This is a genomic window from Streptomyces sp. NPDC001380 (assembly GCF_042895785.1).
In the GTDB taxonomy this organism is placed as follows: domain Bacteria; phylum Actinomycetota; class Actinomycetes; order Streptomycetales; family Streptomycetaceae; genus Peterkaempfera.
Window position 1 is genome coordinate 308,755 of record NZ_JBIAWP010000002.1, and the last position, 21,474, is coordinate 330,228.

The window sequence follows — 21,474 nt, forward strand, 5'->3', positions numbered from 1 at the left end:
CGCGCGGCCGGGAGGGTTCCGCTCAGTTCCGCTGGACCTGGAGCAGATGGAGGTCGGGAGCCCGGTCGCTGCCGGGAAGCGGCCCGCGCCGCTCCGAGGCCGGCGCCGCGGGCGGCGCGAGCGGCCTCGCGAGGACCGGCGCCGCCGGGCACGGCGGCGGACCGCCGGGCAGGACCGCGTCCTGCAGGCAGTGCTGGTGGCTGGAGCAGCCGCTGCCGGGGACGCCTCCGCTCCCGTACACGGGGCACAGGGCGGGGCCGTCCTGGTGCGGTGCCGCGGGGGCGTGCGCCGCCGTCGGCCCCTGGCGGGCGGCCGGTCCGGGGCGCGCGGCAGCGGGGCCGTGCTGCGGGACGGCGGTGGGGTGCGGGGCGCTGCCGTGGTGCGCGGCCACCGCCGGGGGCAGGCCGACGTGGGAGGCCGCCGCGTACGAGGAGACCGCGGGCGCGGCCAGGACGACCAGCACGGCCAGGAGCAGGGCGCGCAGGGCCCGCACCGTCCCCGACGCCGTCGCCGTCCACGGGGTCCGCACCGGCCGGGTCGGCCGGGGGGCCGACCGCGCCGGGCGGGGCACGGGGACGGAGACGGTCATGCGCACATATTAATCAGCCGAACGGGTGAGGGGTCGGGTGTGGGACGGATCCCGCACCCCCACCTCAGGGCCCCGCAGCGCCTCGTCCGGCTGCGCGGGCTGCTGCCGGTGGACCCACCCCCGCTCGTAGGCATGCCACCCCAGCTGCATCCTGGTCGAGACGGCGGCCAGGTCCATCAGCCGCTTCACCCGGCGCTGCACCGTGCGCAGCCCCAGGTCCAGCTGCTTGGCCACACTGCTGTCGGTCAGGCCGGCCAGCAGCAGCGACAGGATCCGCAGGTCGGTGTCGTCCGGCCCCTCCGGGTCGGACACCTCGGCCGTGCCGCCCTCCAGCCGCACCGGCCTCGCCTGATCCCACACCGACTCGAAGAGCCCCACCAGGGCCTCCAGGAGGCCGCTCGCGTGCACCACCAGCGCGGACGGCACCGCCGACGCCGAACCGCCGGTCAGCGGGACCAGCGCCACCGAGCGGTCCGCCACCACCAGCTTCGAGGGGACGGAGTCGACCAGCCGGACCTGCTCGTCGCGGCCCAGGGCCGCCGACAGCTCCAGCAGGCCCCCGGGGCGGTCCAGCATGCCGCGCTCCACGACGACCCGGTACGACACGCCCCGCTCGACCGCGCGCTCCTCGGCGGTGTTCTCCCGGCCGGTGACCGCCATCGGCCTCGCCGTCACCATGGCCAGCACCTCCTCGCGGGCCCCGAGCTGCAGCTGCTCGAAGCGGTGCCGCACCCCCTCCCGGCCCGTCACGACCTCCATCAGGTCGTGCGCCGCCATGTCCGCCGCGCCCACCCGGTACTCCCGGGCGAGCGCCGAGACCGCCAGCTCCACCTGGTCCAGCTCGTGCCGGCGCTGCGAGAGCAGGGCGCCCAGGGCCACCGCCGGCGGGGCCGCCACGTACCGCTCCGGCCGCCCGGGCGACGGCGCCGCCAGACCGCGCCGCTCCAGTCTGCGCAGCGCCACGGCTATCTCGTCCTCGGCTGCGCCCAGGCGTCTGGCCAGCTCCGGCGCGGCTGCCGCGCCGACACCGACCAGTGCGCGGTAGGCGCTCTCCTCACGGTCGTCCAGTCCGACGAAGCCGAGCACTCGACCCCCTTGAATCGCGGTCCCCGGCACCCGCGTGCCGAAGACCGTGCGTGGTGCCGGGACGGTTCCGGCCGTGCGGCCGGGGCGTCCGGTGCCCATCATGTTCGATCACGTGCGATCGGTGCCAGTGGCGGCAGCCGGACACACGGCGGCCCAATCCGGTACATCGCCCCGCGCGGGCGGTCCGGCTCGGCGACAATGACCGGCGGGCCGCCGCAGTCCGGCGACCGGTCGAGAGCTCCCGGCGGCGGCACGGCCCCGCGCCGGGACGGTCCGAGGACCGGTGGAGGGGAGCGACGATGAGCAGCCAGGGCACGACGCCCCGGGACGGTGCCGAGGACGCGTGGTGGCAGTCCGTCTACCAGGGGCCCCGGGACACCGCCCCCGACATGCCCGGCTCCCCGCCCGGGACGGGGACGGTGGACGACTGGTTCGACACGGCGTGGGGGGTCATCGCCGAGGAGCGGGACGGACCGGCGGACGCGGCGGGGCCCGGCGACGGCGACCCGGCGGAGCGGGGGGACGAGGACCCCGGCCGGGCGGAGCGCGGCGACGCGGGCGACGCGGGCGTCGCTCCGGCACCGGACCCGCTGGACGACTGGTTCGCTGCTGCTCAGGGCGTCATCGCGGAGGGGGCGCCCGCGGCCCGCACGTCCGTTCTGCCCGGTCAGCGTCCCCCCGCAGGGGCGCCGGACCCGCGGGGCGCAGCCCCGGACCCCGTGGGCCCCGAGTCGGTGGGCCCCGGGTCCGCCGGCCCCGAGCCCGTGAGGCCCGAGCCCGTGAGGCCCGGGTCGGTGAGTCCTGAGTCCGTCGGCCCCGAGCCCGTGGGCCCCGGGCCCGTGAGCCCCGGGTCCGTGGGCCCTGAGCCCGGAGACCCGGAGCCCGTCCGGACCGCGGAGCCCGTCCGGACCGCCGAGCCCGGGAGCGGTCCGCCGCCGCAGTCCGGGCACGGCGCCGGCGGTCCGGAGGCCGCGGTGCCGCCCACCGCCGGTGCACCCCTGCCGGAGGCACCTCCTCCGCCGGGCCCGGAGGCGGTGCCGCCCGAGGCCGGCGGCACTGTCCGGCCCGACGACGGCACCCGCGCGGCGCCGCCGCGACCGGCCGCCCCGCCGCGACCGGCCGCCCCGCCGCGACCGACCGCCCCGCCGCCGGACCCGCGGGCCCCGCTTCCGCGCCCCGCCGACGGGGGAGCCCCGCCGCCGGACCCGCAGCCGCATCCCGTGCCTCCGGAGGCGGCCGCCACCGCCCCTTCCCCGGCTCCCGGCCCGTCCTCCGCCGTGCCCGCACCGCCCGCCGTCCCCGCCGCCCCCCGAACCGGACCGGCCCCGGGCGACCGCCCCTCCGCCCGGCGGCCGGGCCCGCCGCTGCCGCACGTGGGCGACCGGCCCCCCACCTACGACGCCGAGCCGTCCGCCCTGCCCCCGGCCGACCCCGAAGGCCTCGGCGACCTGGTCCCGGACACCGTCGTCGAGGGCGCCCGCTACGGCTCCCTCACCCTGCGGGCGGCCGCCGTGCGCGGCGACTCGGCCCGCTACCGCGGGGAGCCGCGCCGGGACGCCCTGCTCGTGGCGCGCTTCGGCGAGGGGCCGGACAGCATGCTGGTCGCGCTGGTGGCCGGCGCCCCCCGCGGCGCGGGCACCCCGCCGACGGCGGCCGTCCAGGCGTGCCGCCACCTGGCCGCGGCGCTCGGCCGCAGCCGCGCCGAACTCGTCGCGGACCTCCGCGGCGGCGCGCGCGACGGCCTGCGCTTCGGCCTGCAGCGACTGGTCGCCCGTGCCGCCCAGCAGCTGCGCCCGGCGGACCCGGACCCGGACCCGGAGCCGGCCGCACCGGCCGACCCGCGCCGCCCTCGTGAGGACGCCGCGCCGCCGGGCCCGGCGGGGGGCGCGCCTGCGGGCCCGGAGGCGGACGCGGGGGCGCTGCACTGCGTCCTGGTCCCGCTGGACCCCTCCGTCGGCGACCGGGTCTGCTTCGGGACCGGCCCCGGCGGCCTCTTCCTGCTGCGCCGCGGGCACTGGGTGGACGCCTACGGGGCGCGCCTGCTCCACGACCCGCACCCGGACGGGCGGGAGGGCGCCGCGCCGCCCGACCCCGCGTTCCGGTTCCGGCTCGTCACCGCCTCCCCGGGCGACGTGCTGATGCTGGCGACGGAGGGCCTCGCCGAACCGGTCCGGGAGGAGCCGGCCGTGGCCCGCTTCCTCGCGGACCACTGGTCGCAGCCGCACCCGCCGGGCACGGTGGACTTCCTGCGGCAGCTCCAGGTGCGGGCCAAGGGCTACGCGGGCGACCGCGCCGCCGCCGTGTTCTGGACCGGCTGACCCTCCGCCCGGAGCGCGGCGGCCCGCCCGCCGCCCGGGCCGCGGTACCGGACCCGCCCCGCGGGCCCGCACCGCGGCCCGGGCGCCTCAGACGGCGGCCAGCAGCCGGTCGAGCACCGCGGCCACGTGCGCCAGCGACTCCTCCCGCCGCACCCCCGGCAGCCCGACGGCGATCGGCGTGGAGAAGCCGTCGAGCAGCGCCCTGATCCGCACCGCGGCCGCCTCGGCGTCCACCGGTCCGAACTCCCCGGCGGCCGCGCCCTCCCGCAGCAGCGCCACCAGGTCGCGGTGCCAGGGCTCCTCGACGTCGGGCTGCGCGCCCCGGATCCCGGCGTCGGCGAGGGACCGTCCCCAGACCTCGATCCACAGGGTCCAGCGCGGGTCCCCGGGCCCGTCGGGCAGGTACAGGTCCGCGTAGGCGGCGAGCCGCTCCCGCGCGGACGTCCCGGGGCGGGCCAGCACCTCGCGGCGCTGCCCGCCCAGCTGCTCCTCGCTCCAGCGCAGCGTCTCCAGCAGCAGCCGGTCCTTGCTGCCGAAGTAGTAGAGGAGGTGGCCGCCGCTCATCCCCACCTGCCGGCCGAGGGCGGCCATGGTCAGCCCCGCGAGGCCGTGCTCGGCGATCGCGGCCATGGCGGCCGCCAGCACCTGCTCGCGGGGCAGCGCCGCCCGCCGGGCCCTGCTGCGGCCGGGGGGCCGTCCGCCGGCCGCGTCCGGTGCGTCCGGCCCGCCCGGTGCGTCCGGCCCGGGGGGACCTGCCGGGCCGGACGCGCCCGGGCCCGGCGGCGGGTCGGCGCTCACGCCCTGGGCTGCTGCTGGGTGATGCAGTGGATGCCGCCCCCGTTGGCGAAGACCGGGCGGGCGTCGACCAGCTCCACCGTGCGCTCGGGGAAGACCTTGGCGAAGACCTCGGCGGCCGCCTCGTCGCGCGGGTCGTCGAAGGCGCAGAGCACCACGGAGCCGTTGGCCAGGTAGTGGTTGATGTAGGAGTAATCGACCGGCTCGCCGTCCTCGTCGTGCAGCACGGTGGGGGCGGCCAGCTCGACGACCTCCAGGGGGCGGCCGTGGGCGTCGGTGGAGGCGCGCAGGAGGGCGGTGATCTCCTTGCAGACCTCGTGGTCGGGGTGGGCCGGGTCGGGCTGGCTGTGCGCGACGACCAGGCCGGGGCGGAGGAAGGCGGCGACGATGTCGACGTGGCCGCGGGTGCCGAACTCGTCGTAGTCGCGGGTCAGGCCGCGGGGCAGCCAGACCGCCTTGCGGGTGCCGAGGAAGGCGTGCAGCTCCCGCTCCACCTCCTCGCGGGTCCAGCCGGGGTTGCGGCCGGGGTCGAGCTGGACCGTCTCGGTGATCAGGACGGTGCCCTCGCCGTCGACGTGGATGCCGCCGCCCTCGTTGACCAGGCGGGAGGCGAAGCGGCGGGCGCCGGACAGCTCGGCGACGTGCTCGGCGACGTGCTCGTCGTCGTCCCAGGAGGCCCAGGACTGGGCGCCCCAGCCGTTGAAGACCCAGTCGGCGGCGGCGAGGCCGCCCCGGCCGTCGGTCAGGAAGGTGGGGCCGATGTCGCGCATCCACGCGTCGTCCAGCGGACGCTCGACGACCTCCACCGCGGGGGAGACGTAGCGGCGGGCGGCCTCGGTTTCCCCCGTATTGACGATGAGGCTGACCGGCTCGTGGCGGACGATGGTGTCGGCGACGGAGGCCCACGCGCGGCGGGCGGTGTCGAGGCCGCCGCCTTCGGACGGGTCGGAGCCGAAGGTGTCGTTCGGGGTGGGGAAGGCCATCCACGTGCGCTCGTGCGGCTGCCACTCGGCAGGCATGGAGAAGCCGAGCTCGGCGGGGGAGGGGGTGGGGCCGGTCATGGGAGTCCTCGGGGTGGGGTGGCTCGCGGGGGAGGTCGCGGGGCGGAGCTGGGGGAGGCCTCGGGCGAGGCCCGGTCCTCGGAGGCCCCGGAGGACCGGGGCCTCCGAGGACCGGGGCCTCAGAGGAAGTAGAGGCGGCTGAGCGACACGCTGTCGGCGGGCTCGGAGCGCAGGGGGGCGCCGTCGAGCGTCACCAGGCCGGTGGCGGCGTCCACCCGGACCTCGCCGGTCCGGCCGTTGCGGACCATGTCGCGCGGGCCGATGCCCCGGGTGCGGCGCACCCCGACGCGGCGGCGCCGGGTCGGCATGCCGTCGCCGGGGCGGTGCGCCATGCCGGAGGCGCCGGGGTCGGCCGCGTCGGCCGCGGCCTGGGCGACGAACGCCACCGAGAGGTCGGCGGCGGTCGCACCGTGGGCGCCGAACTGCGGTCCGAGCACCAGCGGCTCGCAGGTGTCGGTGGAGGCGTTGGGGTCGCCGACCACGCCGTACGCGGGGAAGCCGGCCTTGAGCACCAGCTGCGGCTTGGCGCCGAAGTGGTCGGGGCGCCAGAGCACGATGTCGGCGAGCTTGCCGACCTCCAGGGAGCCGATCTCGTGGGCCAGGCCGTGGGCGATGGCGGGGTTGATGGTCAGCTTGGCGATGTAGCGCAGGACGCGCTCGTTGTCGTCGCCGCCGTCGCGCTCACCGAGGGAGGATGCGCCGTCGAGGGGGCCCAGTTCGCCCTTCATCTTCCCGGCCATGGCGAAGGTGCGGCGCACGGTCTCGCCGGCGCGGCCCATGCCCTGGGCGTCCGAGGAGGTGATGCCGATCATGCCCAGGTCGTGCAGGACGTCCTCGGCGCCCATGGTGCCCGCGCGGATCCGGTCGCGCGCCATGGCGGCGTCGCCCGGGAGGTCCACCTTGAGGGCGTGGGCGGAGACGATCATGCCGAAGTGCTCGCCGAGCGCGTCCCGGCCGAAGGGGAGGGTGGGGTTGGTGGACGACCCGATGACGTTGGGCACGCCCGCCATGCGCAGCACGTTGGGCACGTGGCCGCCGCCGCAGCCCTCGATGTGGAAGGCGTGGATGGTGCGGCCGTCGAGGACGGCGAGGGTGTCCTCCACGGACAGGCACTCGTTGAGGCCGTCCGTGTGCAGCGCCACCTGGACGTCGTGCTCCTCGGCGACCCGGAGCGCGGTGTCCAGGGCCCGGGTGTGCGCACCCATGTCCTCGTGCACCTTGAAGCCGGAGGCGCCGCCCTCCGCGAGCGCCTCCACCAGGGGCGCGTCGCCCGACGAGGAGCCGCGGGCGAGGAAGCCGATGTTGACCGGCCACGCGTCGAAGGCGTTGAAGGCGTGGCGGAGCGCCCAGGGGGAGTTGACGCCCACGCCCCAGACCGGGCCGAACTCCTGGCCGATGATCGTCGTCACACCGGAGGCCAGGGAGGCCTCCATGATCCGGGGGGAGAGCAGGTGGACGTGCGTGTCGACGGCCCCGGCGGTGGCGATCAGCCCCTCGCCGGAGACGATGGTGGTGCCCGTGCCGACGACGACGTCCACCCCGTCGAGGGTGTCCGGGTTGCCGGCCCGTCCGATGGCGGCGATCCGGCCGCCGACCAGGCCGATCGACGTCTTGCGGATGCCCAGCACCGCGTCGATCACGGTGACGTTGCTGATCACCACGTCGCAGGTGTCGCGGACGGCGGCGGCCTTGAGGTGCAGGCCGTCGCGGGCCGTCTTCCCGAAGCCCGCCAGGAACTCGTCGCCCGGTGCCTGGGAGTCGGACTCCACCCGGACGATCAGGCCCGAGTCGCCGAGCCGGATCTGGTCGCCGGCCCGGGGACCGTGCACGGCGATGTAGTCGTGGGCGTCGATGCCGCCGTGGAGGCTGCTGCCGCCGCCCCCGGTGATCTCCGCGTTGCCGGACCTCATGCGCGGCTGCTCCCCTCGTCCTCACCCTTGCCCGTGCCGCTGCCCGGCCCGCCGGTCCCCGTGCCCCCGTCGAACGCGGTCAGGTACCCCGTGGCCCGCGCCTTGGCGAGGGCCGCCTCCTTGGCGCCGGGGGCGTCCAGCGGCCCGTCCACCAGGCCGGCGAAGCCGACGGCGACCCGGGCGCCGCCGATCGGCACCAGGGCCACCTCCACCGTCGCCCCGGGGTCGAAGCGCACCGAGGAGCCCGCCGCCACGGCCAGCCGGGTGCCGTACGCGGCCGCACGGTCGAAGGCCAGACGCGGGTTGGTCTCGAAGAAGTGGAAGTGGGAGGTGACGGAGATCGGCACGTCCGAGGTGTTGCGCACCGGCAGGCGCAGCGGCGCGGGCGCGGGCTCGTACCCGGCCCCGCTGCCCGGGAGGGCCGCCCCGGGGGCGTCGTCGCCGAGCGAACCGGCGCCCTGGAACGGGTCGGTGACCACGGCGAGCCGGGTGCCGTCGTCGAAGACCGCCTCGACCTGCACCACCGTGACCACGTCGGGCACGCCGGGCAGCACGTCGTCGGCGCCCAGCACCGTGCGTCCCGCCTCGATCGCCTCCGCCAGCCGGGCCCCGTCGCGGGCGGCCTCGCAGACGGTGTCCGCGATGAGCGCGGTGGCCTCGGGGACGTTGAGGCGCACGCCGCGGGCGCGGCGGGCGCGGGCCAGTTCGGCCGCTGTGAAGATCAGCAGCCGGTCCCGCTCGGTGGGTGTGAGTCGCACGTGCCCTCGCTCGACAGGGTTTAGAACGGCGTTCAAACGACTGGGCGGCATTCAACCCCAGCGCCGCCGCCCTGTCCACCTCGTCCCGTCCAGCCTCGCCCGACCCGGCCGCCCGCGCGCGCCCGGTGGGCTCCGGGGGTGGCCGGGCAGGGCCGGGGCGTGCCCCGCCGCGCACCGGGGCGGTGCGCGCCGACGGCTCCCGACCGGACCCGCGGGCCGGTCCCGGCCTGCGGGGCCGGTCCGCGGGAGCCGCTCCGGGAGCGGCCCGTCACGCCGGTGCGCCCCCCGGCCTCCCCCCCCCCGGCCCCTCGCCCGGCGACGGCGACGGCGGGACCGACGGCGGGACCGGCGCCGGGGCCGGGCGGCCCGCCGGTGTCAGACGGACCGTCAGGATCTGGAAGGGGCGCAGCGACAGCCGCAGGGCGTCCGGCGGGCCGCCCGCCGGGGTCGGCGCGTCCGCCGCGCCGTCCGGGAGCGGACGCTCCAGCAGGTCGGTGACGGTCGCCGCGGCGACCGGGAAGCCCGTCCGCAGGGTGCCGCGGGCCCGTCCGCCGCGCGACTCGTAGAGCCGGACCACCACGTCGCCCGAGCGGTCGTCGGCGAGCTTCACCGACTCCACCGTGACCGCCGGACCCTCGACCGCGACCAGCGGCGGCCCGGCCGGGGCGGGGCCCGGTACCGTCCGCAGCGGCAGGTTGAGCGCGTGGCCGCCCGCCACCGCGTCGCCGATCCCGGCGCCGGGCTGCAGCGCGTACCGGAAGCGGTGGACGTCCCGGTCGGTCTCCGGGTCGGGGCAGCGCGGGGCGCGCAGCAGCGTCAACCGGACGGTGGTCGTGGTGCCGTGCTCCCCCGCGCTCCGGGTCACGTCGTGGCCGTAGGTGGAGTCGTTGAGCAGCGCGATCCCGTACCCCGGCTCCCCGACGTGGATCCAGCGGTGGGCGCAGACCTCGAACCGCGCCGCCTCCCAGCCGGTGTTCGTGTGGGTCGGCCGGTGCACGTGCCCGAACTGGATCTCCGCCGTGGACCGGTCGGCGTGCACGTCCAGCGGGAACGCCGCCTTCAGCACCTTCTCCGACTCCCGCCAGTCCACCTCCGTGGCCACCTCCAGCCGCGGCGCCCCGGCCGCCAGCCGCAGCACCTGGACCGCCGAGGAGGAGCCGAACCGCCGCATCACCCGCACCGACGCCAGCAGCGGCCCCGCCGCCTCCCCGGCGACCGACTCGGCCGCCACCAGGTCGGTGCACCGCCGCCGGTAGTGGCGGTCGATGTCCCAGGCGTCCCACTGGTTGGGGTGGTCGGGGTGCAGCTGCAGGAGGTTGCCGCGTCCGCCCGGGGGCAGGACCTCCCGGTCCGCGGTCAGGTCGCGGACCGAGGACAGCAGCCCGTCGGCGTCCACCACCACCCTCAGCAGGCCGTTCTCCAGGACGAAGCCGCCGTCGCCGGCCCGCAGCAGCACGGCCGGCGCGACCCCGTCCGGCAGGCCGTCGCGCAGCGCGCCGGCGCCGAGCGCGGGCGCCTCGGCCCACCGCGGCCCCCCGTCCGCACCGACCAGCACCTCCGCCCGGTCGAAGGACGCCGCGTTGAGCACCGCCGTGCCGCGGACGGCGCCCGGCGCCGCCGGAGGTCCGCCGTCGCCCTCGTCGCCCTCGCCGCCCTCGCCGGCCGCGTCCCCCTCGCCGGTCGCCCCGGTCGCCCCGGTCGCCCCTGCCGCGCCCGCGTCCGCCGCGGCGCCTGCCAGGGCCTCCGCAGCCGCGGCGGTCAGCGCGTCCAGCTCCGCGTGCACCGCCGCATAGGTCTCCCGCGCCTCCCGGTGCACCCACGCGATGGAACTGCCCGGCAGGATGTCGTGGAACTGGTGCAGCAGCACCGTCCTCCACAGCCGGTCCAGCTCCTCGTACGGGTAGGCGTAGCCGGGCGCGCGCAGCGCCGCCGTGGCCGCCCACAGCTCCGCCTCCCGCAGGAGCGCCTCGGCCCGGCGGTTGCCCTGCTTGGTCTTCGCCTGGGTGGTGTACGTGGCGCGGTGCAGCTCCAGGTACATCTCGCCCGTCCACACCGGCGCCTGCTCCCCGTACTCGGCCTCCGCCGCCTCGAAGAACGCCACCGGGGACTCCACCGCCACCCGCGGCGACCCCTCCAGGTCCCGCAGCCGGCGGGCCTTCTCCAGCATCTCCCGGGTCGGACCGCCCCCGCCGTCGCCGTACCCGAAGGGGACCAGCGAGCGTCCGGCCCGCCCGTGCTCGGCGAAGTTCCGCACCGCGCGGGCCAGTTCGGCGCCCGCGAAGGTCGCGTTGTAGGTGTCGACGGGCGGGAAGTGCGTGAACACCCGGCTGCCGTCGATGCCCTCCCACCAGAAGGAGTGGTGCGGCATCGGGTTGGTCTGGTTCCAGCTCAGCTTCTGGGTGAGGAACCAGCGGACCCCGGCCAGCCGCGCCAGCTGCGGGAACGCCGCGGTGTAGCCGAAGGAGTCGGGCAGCCACACCTCGCGGGTCTCCACCCCCAGCTCCTCGGCGAAGAAGCGCTTTCCGTGCACCAGCTGCCGGGCCAGCGCCTCCCCGCCGGGCATGTTGGTGTCCGACTCCACCCACATCGACCCCACGGGCGCCCAGGTGCCCGCCGCCACCGCCCGCCTGATGCGCTCCCAGACGTGCGGCTGGTGCTCCTTCACCCAGGCGTACTGCTGGGCCTGCGAGCAGGCGAAGACCAGCTCCGGGTAGTCCTCGGCGAGCGCCGTGACGTTGGCGAAGGTCCGCGACGCCTTGCGCACCGTCTCGCGCAGCGGCCACAGCCAGGCCGAGTCGATGTGGGCGTGCCCGACCGCCGAGAGCCGGTGCGCGCTGGCGTGCGCCGGGCGGGCGAGCTCCTCCGCCAGCTCGGCCCGGCCCGCCGCCGCGGTACCGGGCACGTCGTGCAGGTCCAGCGCGTCCAGCATCCGCTCCAGGGCGCGCAGGACCCCGTGCCGCCGCGGGTCGGTGAAGGCGAGCTCGTGCATCAGCTCCGCCAGCACCTCCACGTCCAGCACCAGGTGCCAGACCTCCTCCTCCAGCACCGCCAGCTCCGCCTGCGCCAGCCGGTACAGCGGCTCGTCGCCCGCGGTGAGCAGGTCGCCGAGCTGCGTCGGTCGGAAGCCTTGCAGCACCGCGGGGTTGGCCGCGGCCTCGGCGAGCAGCTCCACCCGCTCGCCGCCCGCGACCGGGTTCCCCACCGGGATCCACCGATTGCGCGGGTGCAGCCCCTTGAGCGGCACGCCCGACGCGTCGTGCACCAGCGCCTCGGCCTGGAAGCCCGGCCAGCCCTCCCCGTAGCCGAGGTCGAAGACCGCCTCCACGCGCCGTCCCGCCCACTCCCGCGGCACCTCGCCCTCGAAGCGGAACCAGGTCGTCGACCACGGCGGCCCCCACGCCCCGCCGACCGGGAACGGCTCGAACCCCGCCCCCAGCACCTCCCGCACCGGCACCGGCTCGCCCGGCAGGTGCCGCGCGGAGACCCGCAGCGAGGACCGGGCGCCGTACTGCGCCGGGCGGATCCACTGGTCCATCGCCCGGTCCAGGCGGCCCTCCACCAGCAGCCGGTCGTCGTGCACGCCGCTCACCCGCCCGTCGGTCCGCGCGGCGGGGCCGCCGCACCCCCACGGTGTGCCCGCCCCCGTGCCCGGCCATGCCTGGGCCGCGGCCGTCCGGGGCCGCCGCCGTGCCCGGGGCGGGGTCCTGCCGCGTGGGCCTGCCGTGGGGTCCTGGCGCGGGGGGCCTGTCACGGGGGACTGCCGCGAGGAGTGGCGCAGGGGTGCGGCGCACCGCCCGGCCCGGCGCCGCACTGCCGCCGCCGGGCATCCGTGCGGAGGTGTCCCGAGGACTCCGCGTGCGGGAGGGGGCGGCGGATGGGCGCGGGGAGACGGGGGCGGGGAGACGGGCCGGAGTGCGCCCTGCTTTGCGCGGGCATGACGCATGCGGATGCGGTGGGCGGCCCCCGTGTCCGGAATCCACGCCTCCGGAAACCCGTCGCGACGGGACGGGGGGAGGTGAGGGCCGGATCGTCTGCGAAGGGCGGAGCAGAAGTGATGGACGGTCACCCGCGTCTCCCGCGGCAGCGCAGCGCCCCCGCGGGCGACGCCCTCGCCGGCGGCGACCCCGTGCCCCCTGCCCCCGTGCCCCCGACCCCCGCGGACCCGCCGGCCCCGGAGCGGCCGGCCCTCGGCCCCCCGGGGCTCCCGGTCTCCGAGCCCCGGCCGCCCGACACCGGCTCCCGCCCCCGGTCCGCATCCGGGGCCGAGGCCGGCTCCCGGCCCGGCCCCGGCCCCTCCGTACCGGGCGGCCCCTCCGTGCCGGACCACTCGGTGACGCCGGACCGCCCCGCCGAAGCGCCCCCGCCCCCGTCGGCGCGACGGGAGCCGGCACGCCCCGCCCTCGCCCCCGCCCCCGGCACCGGCACCGTCCCCGCCCCCGCCACCGCCCTCGGCACCAGCACCGGCTCCGGCCCCGGCATCTTCGACGGGGACCCCGGCACCGGCACCTTCGACTGGGACCTCCGCAGCGGCCGCCTCGTCTGGGACGAGCCGACCCGCCTCCTCCTCGGCCTCCCCGCCGGCGTCCTCGAAGGCCGGGCGGACCTGCTGCGCCGCCGCCTCGACCCCGGCGACCTGCCCCTGCTCGACGCCGCCGTACGGGCGGCCGCGGCCGCCTGCGGCCCCTGCCGTGCACGGTTCCGCGTCGGCCGCCCCGACGGGCCGGACCGCAGGCTCGCCGCCCACGGCCGTGCACTGTCCGACCCCGGCGGCGGGGCCGCCCGCATCGTCGGCACCGTGCGCGACGTCACCGCCGAGGAGGACCTCGCCGTGTGGCTGCGGCACGCCGCGGCGCCCCGCTCCGTGCCGTCCGCCCCCGTCCCCGGCGTCACCGTCGCCGCGCGCCCTGCCGCCGCCTCCGGCCGCGCCGGGACCGGCGGCGACTGGTACGACGCCATCCCGCTGCCGGGCGCCCACCTCGGCCTCGTCGTCGGCCGCGTCCGGGGCCGCGGTGCGCACGCGGCCGCCGTGACGGGCCAGCTCCGCGCCGCCCTGCGCGCCTACGCCGCCGAGGGGCACGACCCCGCCGCCGTCGTCTCCCGCGCCTCCCGCTTCCTCGCCGGCCTCGGCAGCGGCATCTCCGCCGGCTGCACCTACGTCGACCTGGACACCCTCGCCGGAACCGCCGAGGTCGTCCGGGCCGGCCACCGCGGACCGCTCGTCCGGGGCCCGCACGGCGACTGCGACCGGCCCGACGTCGAGGGCGGCCCCCCGCTCGGCGTCGACCCCGAGGACGGCCACCCCGTCACCCGTCTCGACCTGGAGCCCGGTGCCGTCCTGCTGCTCCGCACCGACGCCGCCACGGAGTCCCGCCCACGCCGCCCGTCCTACCCGCCCCGCCCGCCCCGCCCGCCCGGCCCGCCCCACCCGTCCCCTCCGGACCGCCGACGGGATCCGGACCCGCACCCGGAGGGGGACGGGCAGCAGGAGGAGAGCGGTCCCGGCGGCGACGCCCGCGCCCTGTGCGCGCACCTGGCCGCGGCCCCCGCCGACGACCTCGACGCCCTCGCCGACGGCGCCGCCGCCCTCCTCCGCCGCCGGCACGGCGGCCCCGACGGCCCGGGCCTCCTCCTCGCCCGCTGGGACGCCCCTCCCGGCCACGTGCTCCGCCGCCGCCTGCGCCGCGCCGTCGACCCCGCCGACCTGGTCGCCGTCGGCAGGGTCCGCCGCCAGCTGCGGGCCGCGCTCCACCGCTGGGGTGTCGGCGACCTGGCCGACACCGCGGAGCTGCTCGTCTCCGAACTGGTCACCAACGCCCTCGTCCACACCGACCACGGCGCGGTGCTCGCCGCCACCCTGGTCACCCCGGCGGGCGGCACTCCCGGCCGCACCCCGCCGCACGGCACCCGCCTGCGGGTCGAGGTCCGCGACGGCGCCGCGCAGCGCCCTCGTGCCCGGACCCCGGGCGAGCACGCCGCCTCCGGACGCGGCCTCCTGCTCGTCCAGGCCCTCGCCGACGACTGGGGCGTCCAGCCGCGCGGGGACGGCAAGGCCACCTGGTTCGAACTCGTCCGGCCCTGAGCCCGGCCCGGCCCGAGCCCGGCACCGCGTCCGGCTCGGGTCCGGCGCCCGGGTCCGGCGTCCGGCTCGGGTCCGGCGCCCGGGTCCGGCGTCCGGCTCGGGTCCGGCGCCCGGGGCCCGACGGCCGCCCCCCGCCCTGGGTTAGCCTCGGATGGTGCTCCGGAGCGCGCCCGCCGCGCCCGTCGCCGGTTCGCAGACGACCGGCATTGCCGCGCGGGCGAACATCCGGGAGGATGGGGAGAATGTGTGCGGTCCCGCCCGGGCCGCGGTGACCGGGAGCGGCAGGAGAAGCATGGCGACCGAGCCCAAGCCTCAGGGGCCCACCCGCCGCCCGCCGTTCCGTCCGCCGGAGCAGAGCGCGCGCGAGCGTGAACGGGGGGAGCGCGAGCGGGCCCTGCGCGGCGCCCACCTCGCCGCCGCGGCGCGCGGCGTCCCCACACCGGCCGCCGACTCCGCGCCGGAGTGGCTGGAGCCGGCGATGGCCGCCAACGGCATCGGCTCCTTCGACTGGGACATCCGCAGCGACGTCCTGGAGGGCGACCTCCGCGCCTGCCGCATCCTCGGACTGGACCCGGACCGCTTCGACCGCAGCTCCGAGGCGTTCCTCGCCCTGCTCCACCCCGAGGACGCCCCCGTGGTGCGGCGCCGCGTCGAGCGCGCCGTCGCCGAGCTGGGCCAGTGCGGCGCCTACTACCGCACCGTCTTCCCCGGCGGCGAGATGCACGCGGTGCGCTTCCGCGGCCGGGTGCTCGCCGACGCCCAGGGCCGTGCCTCCCGCATGGTCGGCTTCGTCTGGGACGCCACCGCCGAACTCCACAAGCGGACCAGGGCCGACCGGATGGCGGTGGTGCGCGAGGAGCGCACCCGCTTCATCAAGGAGGCGGCCCGCGCCCTCTCCGAGGCGGTCACCGTCCGCGACGTCGCCCGCGTCTTCACCGAGCTCCCGCTGCCCGGACGGCCGCCGGACGGCCTCGTCCTCGCCTCCCTGGAGAACGGCCGCCTGCAGATCCTCGGCGCCACCGGCTACCGCCCGGAGTCCCTCCAGCCCTACGACCGCACCCCGCTGGACCCCCGGCACCCGGCCTCGGACGCCGTCCGCACCCGCACCCCGGTCTTCCTGGCCAGCCCCGAGGAGTACCGGCGGCGGTACCCCGAGGCCTGGCCCCGCGTCAGCGTGCTGGGCCGCCGCTCCTGGGCGTTCCTGCCGCTCATCGCGGGCAGCCGGCCGATCGGGGTCTGCCTGGTCAGCTTCGACGACGACCGGGACCTCGGCGGGGACGACCGCACCCTGCTGTCCACCCTGGGCGGCCTCGTCGGCCAGTCCCTGGCGCGTGCCCGCCTGCACGACGCCGAGCACGAGCTCGCCTCCGGCCTGCAGCGGGTGATGCTGCCGCGCCGGGTGCCGCCCGTGCCCGGCACCACCACCGCCGTCCGCTACCTGCCGGCCGGCACCGGCCTGCAGATCGGCGGCGACTGGTACGACGTGGTGCCGCTGCCCGGCGGCCACGTGGGGCTGGTGATAGGGGACGTGCAGGGCCACGACGTCCACGCCGCCGGCGTCATGGGCCAGCTGCGCATCGCCCTGCGGGCCTACGCGGCCGAGGGGCACCCGCCCGCGGCGGTGATGGCCCGCGCCTCCCGCTTCCTCGCCGACCTGGACACCGGCCACTTCGCGACCTGCACCTACGCCGAGGTCAACGTCGAGCACGGCGTCGTCTACGCGGTGCGTGCGGGCCACCTGGACCCGGTGGTGCGCCGCACCGACGGCTCGACCGCGGTGCAGCCGGTGGCCGGCGGGCTGCCGCTGGGCATCTCGCCGGAGGAGGAGTACCAGGTCACCCGCTTCACCCTGGACCCCGGCGAGGTCGTGGTGCTCACCACCGACGGCCTGGTCGAGGCGCGCACCGTCGACCTGGACGAGGGCATGGAGCGGCTGCGCCGGGTGCTCGGCGGCCCGCTGCCGGACGTCGCCGACGGCACCGACCCGCTGGAGGCGCTCGCCGACCGGATCGCCGCCGACGCCGTCGACTCGGCGGAGCGCGAGGACGACATCGCGCTGCTGCTGATGCGCTGGGACGGGCCGGAGGGCGGTCTGCCGCAGCAGCGGCTGCGCCGCCGCATCGGCCAGGCGGACCTGGCGCGGATCGCCGAGCTGCGGGGCGAGATCCGCGCCGCGGTGACCCGCTGGGGGGTCGGGGACCTGGCCGACACCGCGGAGCTGCTCGCCTCCGAGCTGGTCACCAACGCCCTGGTGCACACCGACCGGGACGCCATGGTCACCGCCCGGCTGTACCGGGACGGGGACGGCCCGGTCCGCTTCCGGCTGGAGGTCGAGGACGACTCCGACCGGTGGCCCACCCGCCGCACCCCCGGCGAACAGGCGTCGTCGGGCCGGGGGCTGATGCTCGTGGAGGCGCTGGCCGACTCCTGGGGGGTCGAGCCGCGCGGCAGCGGCAAGCGGATGTGGTTCGAGCTCGGCACCACGGCCGACTGAGGCCGCGGGCACCGGACACGCCCGTCACCCGGGCCGACGGCACTCCTCGGGCCCCCGCCCCGGCCCGCCCCCTGCCGGGCCTGCGGCGGGGGGACCGGCGCAGGCCCGGCACGCCGGACTGCAGGGGCCGCTCAGCCGAGCTGCTGCTCCAGGCTGCGGAGCTTCTCCTCCAGCGAGTCGAGCCGCGGCAGGGTCAGCGTGTCGTCCTCCGCGCTGAGGTCGTACACTCGGTCGCCGTCCGGGGCCGCCGCCGTCCCGGGCCGCCCGGAGCCCGCCCCTGCCCCCGCCTCCGTGCTCCGCCCGGCGCCCGTGCCGCCGTCGCCGGCCGCCGCCGCTCCCGTGCTCCCGGAGGCGGCTATGGCAGGCTCCGCGCCGCGCTGGTCGTACCCGCCCTGCTCGCCCGCCGCCTGCAGCACCGGAACGGCGCCGCGCGGGCCGCGCGGCCGCACCCAGCCGCCGTGCGCCCGGCTGAGCGCCCGGATCTCGGCGCGCTCGCGCCGTTCGGCGAGCCGCTGCCGCTCCCGGGCGGCCGCCCGCTCCCGCCGCTCGTCGCGGACCTCCTCGACGGCCTCGTCCAGGCTGCGCACGCCCTCCAGCAGCATCAGCGACCAGGCGGCGTAGGTCTCGCGGGGGGCCCGCAGCCAGCGGACCGTGCGGATCTGGGGCAGCGGGCGCGGTACCAGGCCCTGCTCGCGCAGGGCGGCCTTGCGGGTCTGCTTCAGCGCCCGGTCGAAGAGGATCGCGGCCGAGACGGACATGCCGGAGAAGAACTGGGGGGCGCCGTCGTGGCCGCCGCCGCGCGGGGCGTGGACCCAGTTGAACCAGGCCGAGGCGAAGGCGAAGAGCCACACCAGCAGCCGGGAGCCGAACGCCGCGTCGCCGTGGCTGGCCTCGCGGACCGCCAGCACCGAGCAGAACATCGCGGCGCCGTCCAGCCCGAACGGCACCAGGTACTCCCAGCCGCCGGACAGGTTGAGGTTCTGCACGCCGAAGCCGACCAGCCCGTGGAAGGAGAGCGCCGCGGCCACCGCCGCACAGCAGAACAGCAGGGCGTACGAGGCGATCCCGTACACCATCTCCTTGCGCCGCCGGCGCTCCTCGCTGCGCTCCCAGGAGTCGGTGTCGGACCGGCGGTGTTCGCCGCGGCCGCGCAGGAGGGCGAGCAGCACGCCGGCGGCCACCAGGGCCGCCACGCCGCCCGCGGCCCAGCCCGGAGGGATGTCGGAGAGTCTCATGGCGGACCATCCTGGCGGACGGTACGGGGCCGTACGGCTGATTCGGCGTTCAATACACCAATGCGAGTGATTTAGGACCCGCAGCCCGTTTCCCCGCCTCCGCGGCCGCGCGGGCAGCCGAAGCAGGCCGCCTCCGGGCGGACCGTGTAGTGGAGGCAGCAGCTCACCCGCGTCCTGGTCCGCATCGGGGCCCGTCCGGGCCCCTGGTCCAGCAGCCGGAAGTCCGCGCCCCCGGCGAACGGCGCGGTGCCGCCCGGCAGCAGCGCGGACAGCTCCGCCGCGGCCCGCTCCTCCTCCCCGAGCAGGCTTCCCGCGTACCAGAGCCCCTCGACGAGCTCGTCGGTGGCCGTCGCCCACAGGGTGCGCGGTCCGCGGCGCAGCAGCGGGCGGAAGGCGGCCAGCACCGGTTCCAGGTGCGCCGCGACCGCCGCCAGCAGCTCGGCCCGCAGCTCCGCCGCGCCGGCGACCGTCCGGGCACCGGGCAGGCCGGCCGCCGGGTCGCCGGGCAGGCAGGCGAAGGAGTCCACGGCCGCCGTCGCCCGGCCCGCCGCCCGGTGGACCGACACCGCGGCGGGGGACAGCCGGGGGACCCTGCGCTCCAGGAACCAGGGGAGGCTGAAGAGCAGGCAGGCGGGCCAGGCGTAGCGGTGCAGGGCGAAGCCCGCCGCGACGTCGGGGCGCAGCGGCCCGCCGTACCGCTCCGGTCCGCACCGCGTCTCGGCCTCGACCGTGCGGCGCAGCACGCCCGGGTCGCCCGCCAGGTCGGCCCCGGTGGTCCAGCCGCCGCCCGAGCGCGGCGCGGCGACCTCCGCGCGCAGGCCGGGGAAGACCCGGGCCAGGCGGGCGTAGGCGTCGGCGCAGGGCTGCGGGTCCGGGCCGCGCCGGGCGGGGGAGGGGCCGGCGGAGGCGGGCGGTGCGGCGGACGGGGCGGGGAGGGTGCTGCCGGCGGCGTGCATGCGCGGGGGACCTGTCGGTCGGAGGGGCAACGGCTGAGCAGGTAAGGCTTACCTTAGCCGACCTCGCCGCCGGTTGCCCCCGCGCCCCGCCCGCCGCCGTCGCGCCCTGCGCCGGTCCGCCGGATGCCGTTCCGCCCTGTGCCGCTCTGTCCCGTGCCGCTCTGTCCCGTGCCGCTCCGGCCCGCGCCCGGCAGCCCCGGCCCGGGGAGCCGTCCCGCGAGCGTCGGGCGCCCTGCGGGGGACGGCCGGCCCGCCGGTGGCGCCGGTTCCGCCAGCCGGCCCGCCAGCCACACCGGCACCCCGCCCAGCGCCCCCACCAGGCGCGCGGCCTCCGCCCGCAGCCGCGCCGCCTCGACCGGCTCGGACGCGTCGGCCAGCGACGCCAGCGCCGGCGCCACCCCCACGGTGAAGCCCAGCTGCTCCCGCAGCCGCAGGGAGGCGGTGAAACCCTCCCGGGCCGCCGCCCGGTCCCCCTCGGCCAGCGCCAGTCCGGCCAGGTGGCGGCAGGTGTGGGAGCGGAGCAGGTCGTCGCCCCGCTCCTCCGCGCCCGCCTGGGCCCGCAGGTAGGCGGTGCGGGCCGCCGCCAGGTCGTGCTGCAGGTTCTCGGCGACCAGCCCGCGCCGGAAGTCCAGCAGCGGCCGGCCCGGCGCGTCCGGGGAGAGCATCGCCGAGGTGCGCCCGAGGGCGGCCTTCGCCTCGTCGGCCCGGTCCCGCACCCCCAGCAGGGTCGCCACGTAGGCCAGGAAGCCCCGTTCGCACGCCGCCGCCGCCCGCTGCTCGGGACTGCGGGCGGCGGCCTCGGCCTGCCGCAGGGCCGCCTCCGCCTCCTCCCAGCCGTCGGCCGTGTAGAGGCACTGCTCGATCAGGAGCTCGGCCCGCCGCAGCGCCGCCCAGGGGTCCCGGCCGGCCAGCGGCGCCAGCAGTTCCGCCGCCTCCGCCCAGCAGGCGCGCGACCGCAGCCGCCACACCGCGTCGTCCGCGGCGGCGGGTGCGGGTGCGGGTGCGCGCGAGCGCCACGGGCCGACCGGTGCTGCTTCGTGCTCCGGCAACGCCACCTCCTCGTGCGCGGTGTCCGGCACCGGGACCGCCGTTGCGGAATTTCAGCATGCGGACGCGCTTGTGCGCCAGATCACGTGCACCGCCTGTTTCCTGACACCGGATCGGACCGGCCGGCGGGTGCGTGCCCCCCGCTCAGGAGGTGGATCCGGTGCGCACCAGCGTCCGTGCCGCGCCGTTGAGGGGCTCCGGCACCCCGGACGGGTCGAGGAGGAAGAGGGCCACCAGCAGCTGTTCGGCCCGCACCACGGCCTCACGCGGACAACCCGGGAGGGTGAACAGGACCGTCGCCGACTCCTCCGCATGGAGGGTCGCCAGCCACAGGCACTCCACCGCCCGCAGGTCCGCCGGCCCGCTCCACGCCTCCACCTGCGCCACCAGCCCGGGGCCCAGCAGGCGGACGCCGTCCCCCTCCGGTGCGGCGGACGCCTCCAGACCGCCGAACCCGAGCCACTCCAGGAAGCGCGCCGCCGCCGTCACCGCGTCCTGCCGGGTCCGCACCGGGTGCGGCCGGAAGGGCATGCCCGGGCGCGGGGGCGCCGTGCCCGGGCGGGCGGCTCCCGCCGTCTCCGGCGGGCCTCCCCGCGGTCCGGCCGGGGCGGCGGGTGCCGTCGGGGCGATCGGGGGCGCGGTGTGCGGCTGTGCGCCGGGGTGCACGCCGGGGTGCACGGCCTCCTCCCGGAGCGTGCGGTCCACCGGCAGCCGCACGGTGGCGCCGCAGTGGCAGGTGAACTCCGGCTGCGGCCACTGCTCGGACCGCCCGCACCGGGGGCACCGCAGGGACAGCCAGGAGTCCTCCCAGGACCGGAAGCGCACCTGGACCGGCGCCCCGCCGCGCAGCAGCGGCATCCTCAGCGAGGCGCCGCACGGGCAGGGAAGTGCCGGCGGCCGGTACAGGTGCTCGCGCCGGCACGCCGGGCAGCGGACCGGCCCGCCGCCGCACCGCGGGGCCTCGGCCCCGCGTGCCGCGGGCTCGTCGGGGGGCGGCATTCCGGACATCGTGCGCACCGTCCGATCGGCTCGGGGCTGGGGCTCGTCCCCATGGTCCCCGATCCGCCTCCCCCGCGGCAGCACTTGCGCCGATCCTCAGGGGTCTCTCAGGGTCGCCCGGCCCCGCCCCGTCCTGCGGGGCGCCGG

Annotated in this window: 13 protein-coding genes and 1 pseudogene; 3 read left to right on the top strand and 11 right to left on the bottom strand. The window is 78.4% G+C overall.

Annotated features, from left to right (window positions below; genetic code table 11):
• Positions 1–22: 22 nt before the first annotated feature.
• Positions 23–589, bottom strand: coding sequence for a hypothetical protein (locus ACFY07_RS04110; RefSeq protein ID WP_390867262.1), 567 nt, complete (start codon positions 587–589; stop codon positions 23–25).
• A gap of 9 nt (positions 590–598) precedes the next feature.
• Positions 599–1,675, bottom strand: coding sequence for a helix-turn-helix domain-containing protein (locus ACFY07_RS04115; protein ID WP_390867263.1), 1,077 nt, complete (start codon positions 1,673–1,675; stop codon positions 599–601).
• 1,373 nt (positions 1,676–3,048) lie between these two features.
• Between ACFY07_RS04115 and ACFY07_RS04120 the strand changes: the two genes are divergently transcribed.
• Positions 3,049–3,993 (top strand): protein phosphatase 2C domain-containing protein, encoded by a 945-nt coding sequence (locus tag ACFY07_RS04120; RefSeq protein ID WP_390867264.1) that lies wholly within the window; start codon positions 3,049–3,051, stop codon positions 3,991–3,993.
• A gap of 87 nt (positions 3,994–4,080) precedes the next feature.
• On the opposite strand, the gene ACFY07_RS04125 is transcribed toward ACFY07_RS04120, so the two are convergent.
• From ACFY07_RS04125 to ACFY07_RS04145, 5 genes are all read right to left on the bottom strand, one after another.
• A complete protein-coding gene (locus ACFY07_RS04125) occupies positions 4,081–4,623 on the bottom strand; it encodes a TetR family transcriptional regulator C-terminal domain-containing protein (protein WP_390867265.1) in 543 nt (180 codons plus the stop codon).
• Positions 4,624–4,787: 164 nt separating this feature from the next.
• Entirely contained in the window at positions 4,788–5,849 is a 1,062-nt protein-coding gene (locus ACFY07_RS04130) for an agmatine/peptidylarginine deiminase (protein ID WP_390867266.1), read from the bottom strand.
• 119 nt (positions 5,850–5,968) lie between these two features.
• Complete coding sequence (locus ACFY07_RS04135; RefSeq protein ID WP_390867267.1) at positions 5,969–7,759, bottom strand: urease subunit alpha; 1,791 nt, start codon at positions 7,757–7,759, stop codon at positions 5,969–5,971.
• A complete protein-coding gene (gene ureA / locus ACFY07_RS04140; protein WP_390867268.1) occupies positions 7,756–8,517 on the bottom strand; it encodes an urease subunit gamma in 762 nt (253 codons plus the stop codon). Before ureA ends, ACFY07_RS04135 begins: the two co-directional genes overlap by 4 nt.
• A 268-nt stretch (positions 8,518–8,785) precedes the next feature.
• Positions 8,786–12,097, bottom strand: a complete 3,312-nt coding sequence (locus ACFY07_RS04145; RefSeq protein WP_390867418.1) for an alpha-mannosidase — start codon at positions 12,095–12,097, stop codon at positions 8,786–8,788.
• Between the two features lie 474 nt (positions 12,098–12,571).
• On the opposite strand from ACFY07_RS04145, the gene ACFY07_RS04150 reads away from it, so the two are divergent.
• Positions 12,572–14,596, top strand: a complete 2,025-nt coding sequence (locus tag ACFY07_RS04150; RefSeq protein WP_390867269.1) for a SpoIIE family protein phosphatase — start codon at positions 12,572–12,574, stop codon at positions 14,594–14,596.
• Between the two features lie 292 nt (positions 14,597–14,888).
• Complete coding sequence (locus ACFY07_RS04155) at positions 14,889–17,090, top strand: SpoIIE family protein phosphatase (RefSeq protein WP_390867270.1); 2,202 nt, start codon at positions 14,889–14,891, stop codon at positions 17,088–17,090.
• Positions 17,091–17,221: 131 nt separating this feature from the next.
• Here ACFY07_RS04155 and ACFY07_RS04160 read toward each other — a convergent pair whose 3' ends face one another.
• The 4 genes and pseudogenes from ACFY07_RS04160 to ACFY07_RS04175 all read right to left on the bottom strand — a co-directional run bounded on the left by ACFY07_RS04160 (position 17,222) and on the right by ACFY07_RS04175 (position 21,327).
• Positions 17,222–18,325: a DUF2637 domain-containing protein gene (locus ACFY07_RS04160; RefSeq protein WP_390867272.1), complete on the bottom strand. Its 1,104-nt coding sequence runs from the start codon at positions 18,323–18,325 to the stop codon at positions 17,222–17,224.
• A gap of 71 nt (positions 18,326–18,396) precedes the next feature.
• A complete protein-coding gene (locus tag ACFY07_RS04165) occupies positions 18,397–19,281 on the bottom strand; it encodes an iron-sulfur protein (RefSeq protein WP_390867273.1) in 885 nt (294 codons plus the stop codon).
• A gap of 251 nt (positions 19,282–19,532) precedes the next feature.
• Positions 19,533–20,249: pseudogene (locus ACFY07_RS04170) on the bottom strand (hypothetical protein); the annotation flags it as partial.
• Between the two features lie 223 nt (positions 20,250–20,472).
• Positions 20,473–21,327 (bottom strand): hypothetical protein, encoded by an 855-nt coding sequence (locus tag ACFY07_RS04175; RefSeq protein WP_390867274.1) that lies wholly within the window; start codon positions 21,325–21,327, stop codon positions 20,473–20,475.
• Between the last annotated feature and the right edge of the window lie 147 nt (positions 21,328–21,474).

Bases quoted from the DNA above. Each gene is read 5' to 3' on its own strand.
- ACFY07_RS04110 (WP_390867262.1), bottom strand. From the start codon at position 589: ATGACCGTCTCCGTCCCCGTGCCCCGCCCGGCGCGGTCGGCCCCCCGG.
- ACFY07_RS04150 (WP_390867269.1), top strand. From the start codon at position 12,572: ATGGACGGTCACCCGCGTCTCCCGCGGCAGCGCAGCGCCCCCGCGGGC.
- ACFY07_RS04175 (WP_390867274.1), bottom strand. From the start codon at position 21,327: ATGCCGCCCCCCGACGAGCCCGCGGCACGCGGGGCCGAGGCCCCGCGG.
- ACFY07_RS04135 (WP_390867267.1), bottom strand. From the start codon at position 7,759: ATGAGGTCCGGCAACGCGGAGATCACCGGGGGCGGCGGCAGCAGCCTC.
- ACFY07_RS04125 (WP_390867265.1), bottom strand. From the start codon at position 4,623: ATGGCCGCGATCGCCGAGCACGGCCTCGCGGGGCTGACCATGGCCGCC.
- ACFY07_RS04130 (WP_390867266.1), bottom strand. From the start codon at position 5,849: ATGACCGGCCCCACCCCCTCCCCCGCCGAGCTCGGCTTCTCCATGCCT.
- ACFY07_RS04160 (WP_390867272.1), bottom strand. From the start codon at position 18,325: ATGAGACTCTCCGACATCCCTCCGGGCTGGGCCGCGGGCGGCGTGGCG.
- ACFY07_RS04165 (WP_390867273.1), bottom strand. From the start codon at position 19,281: ATGCACGCCGCCGGCAGCACCCTCCCCGCCCCGTCCGCCGCACCGCCC.
- ACFY07_RS04155 (WP_390867270.1), top strand. From the start codon at position 14,889: ATGGCGACCGAGCCCAAGCCTCAGGGGCCCACCCGCCGCCCGCCGTTC.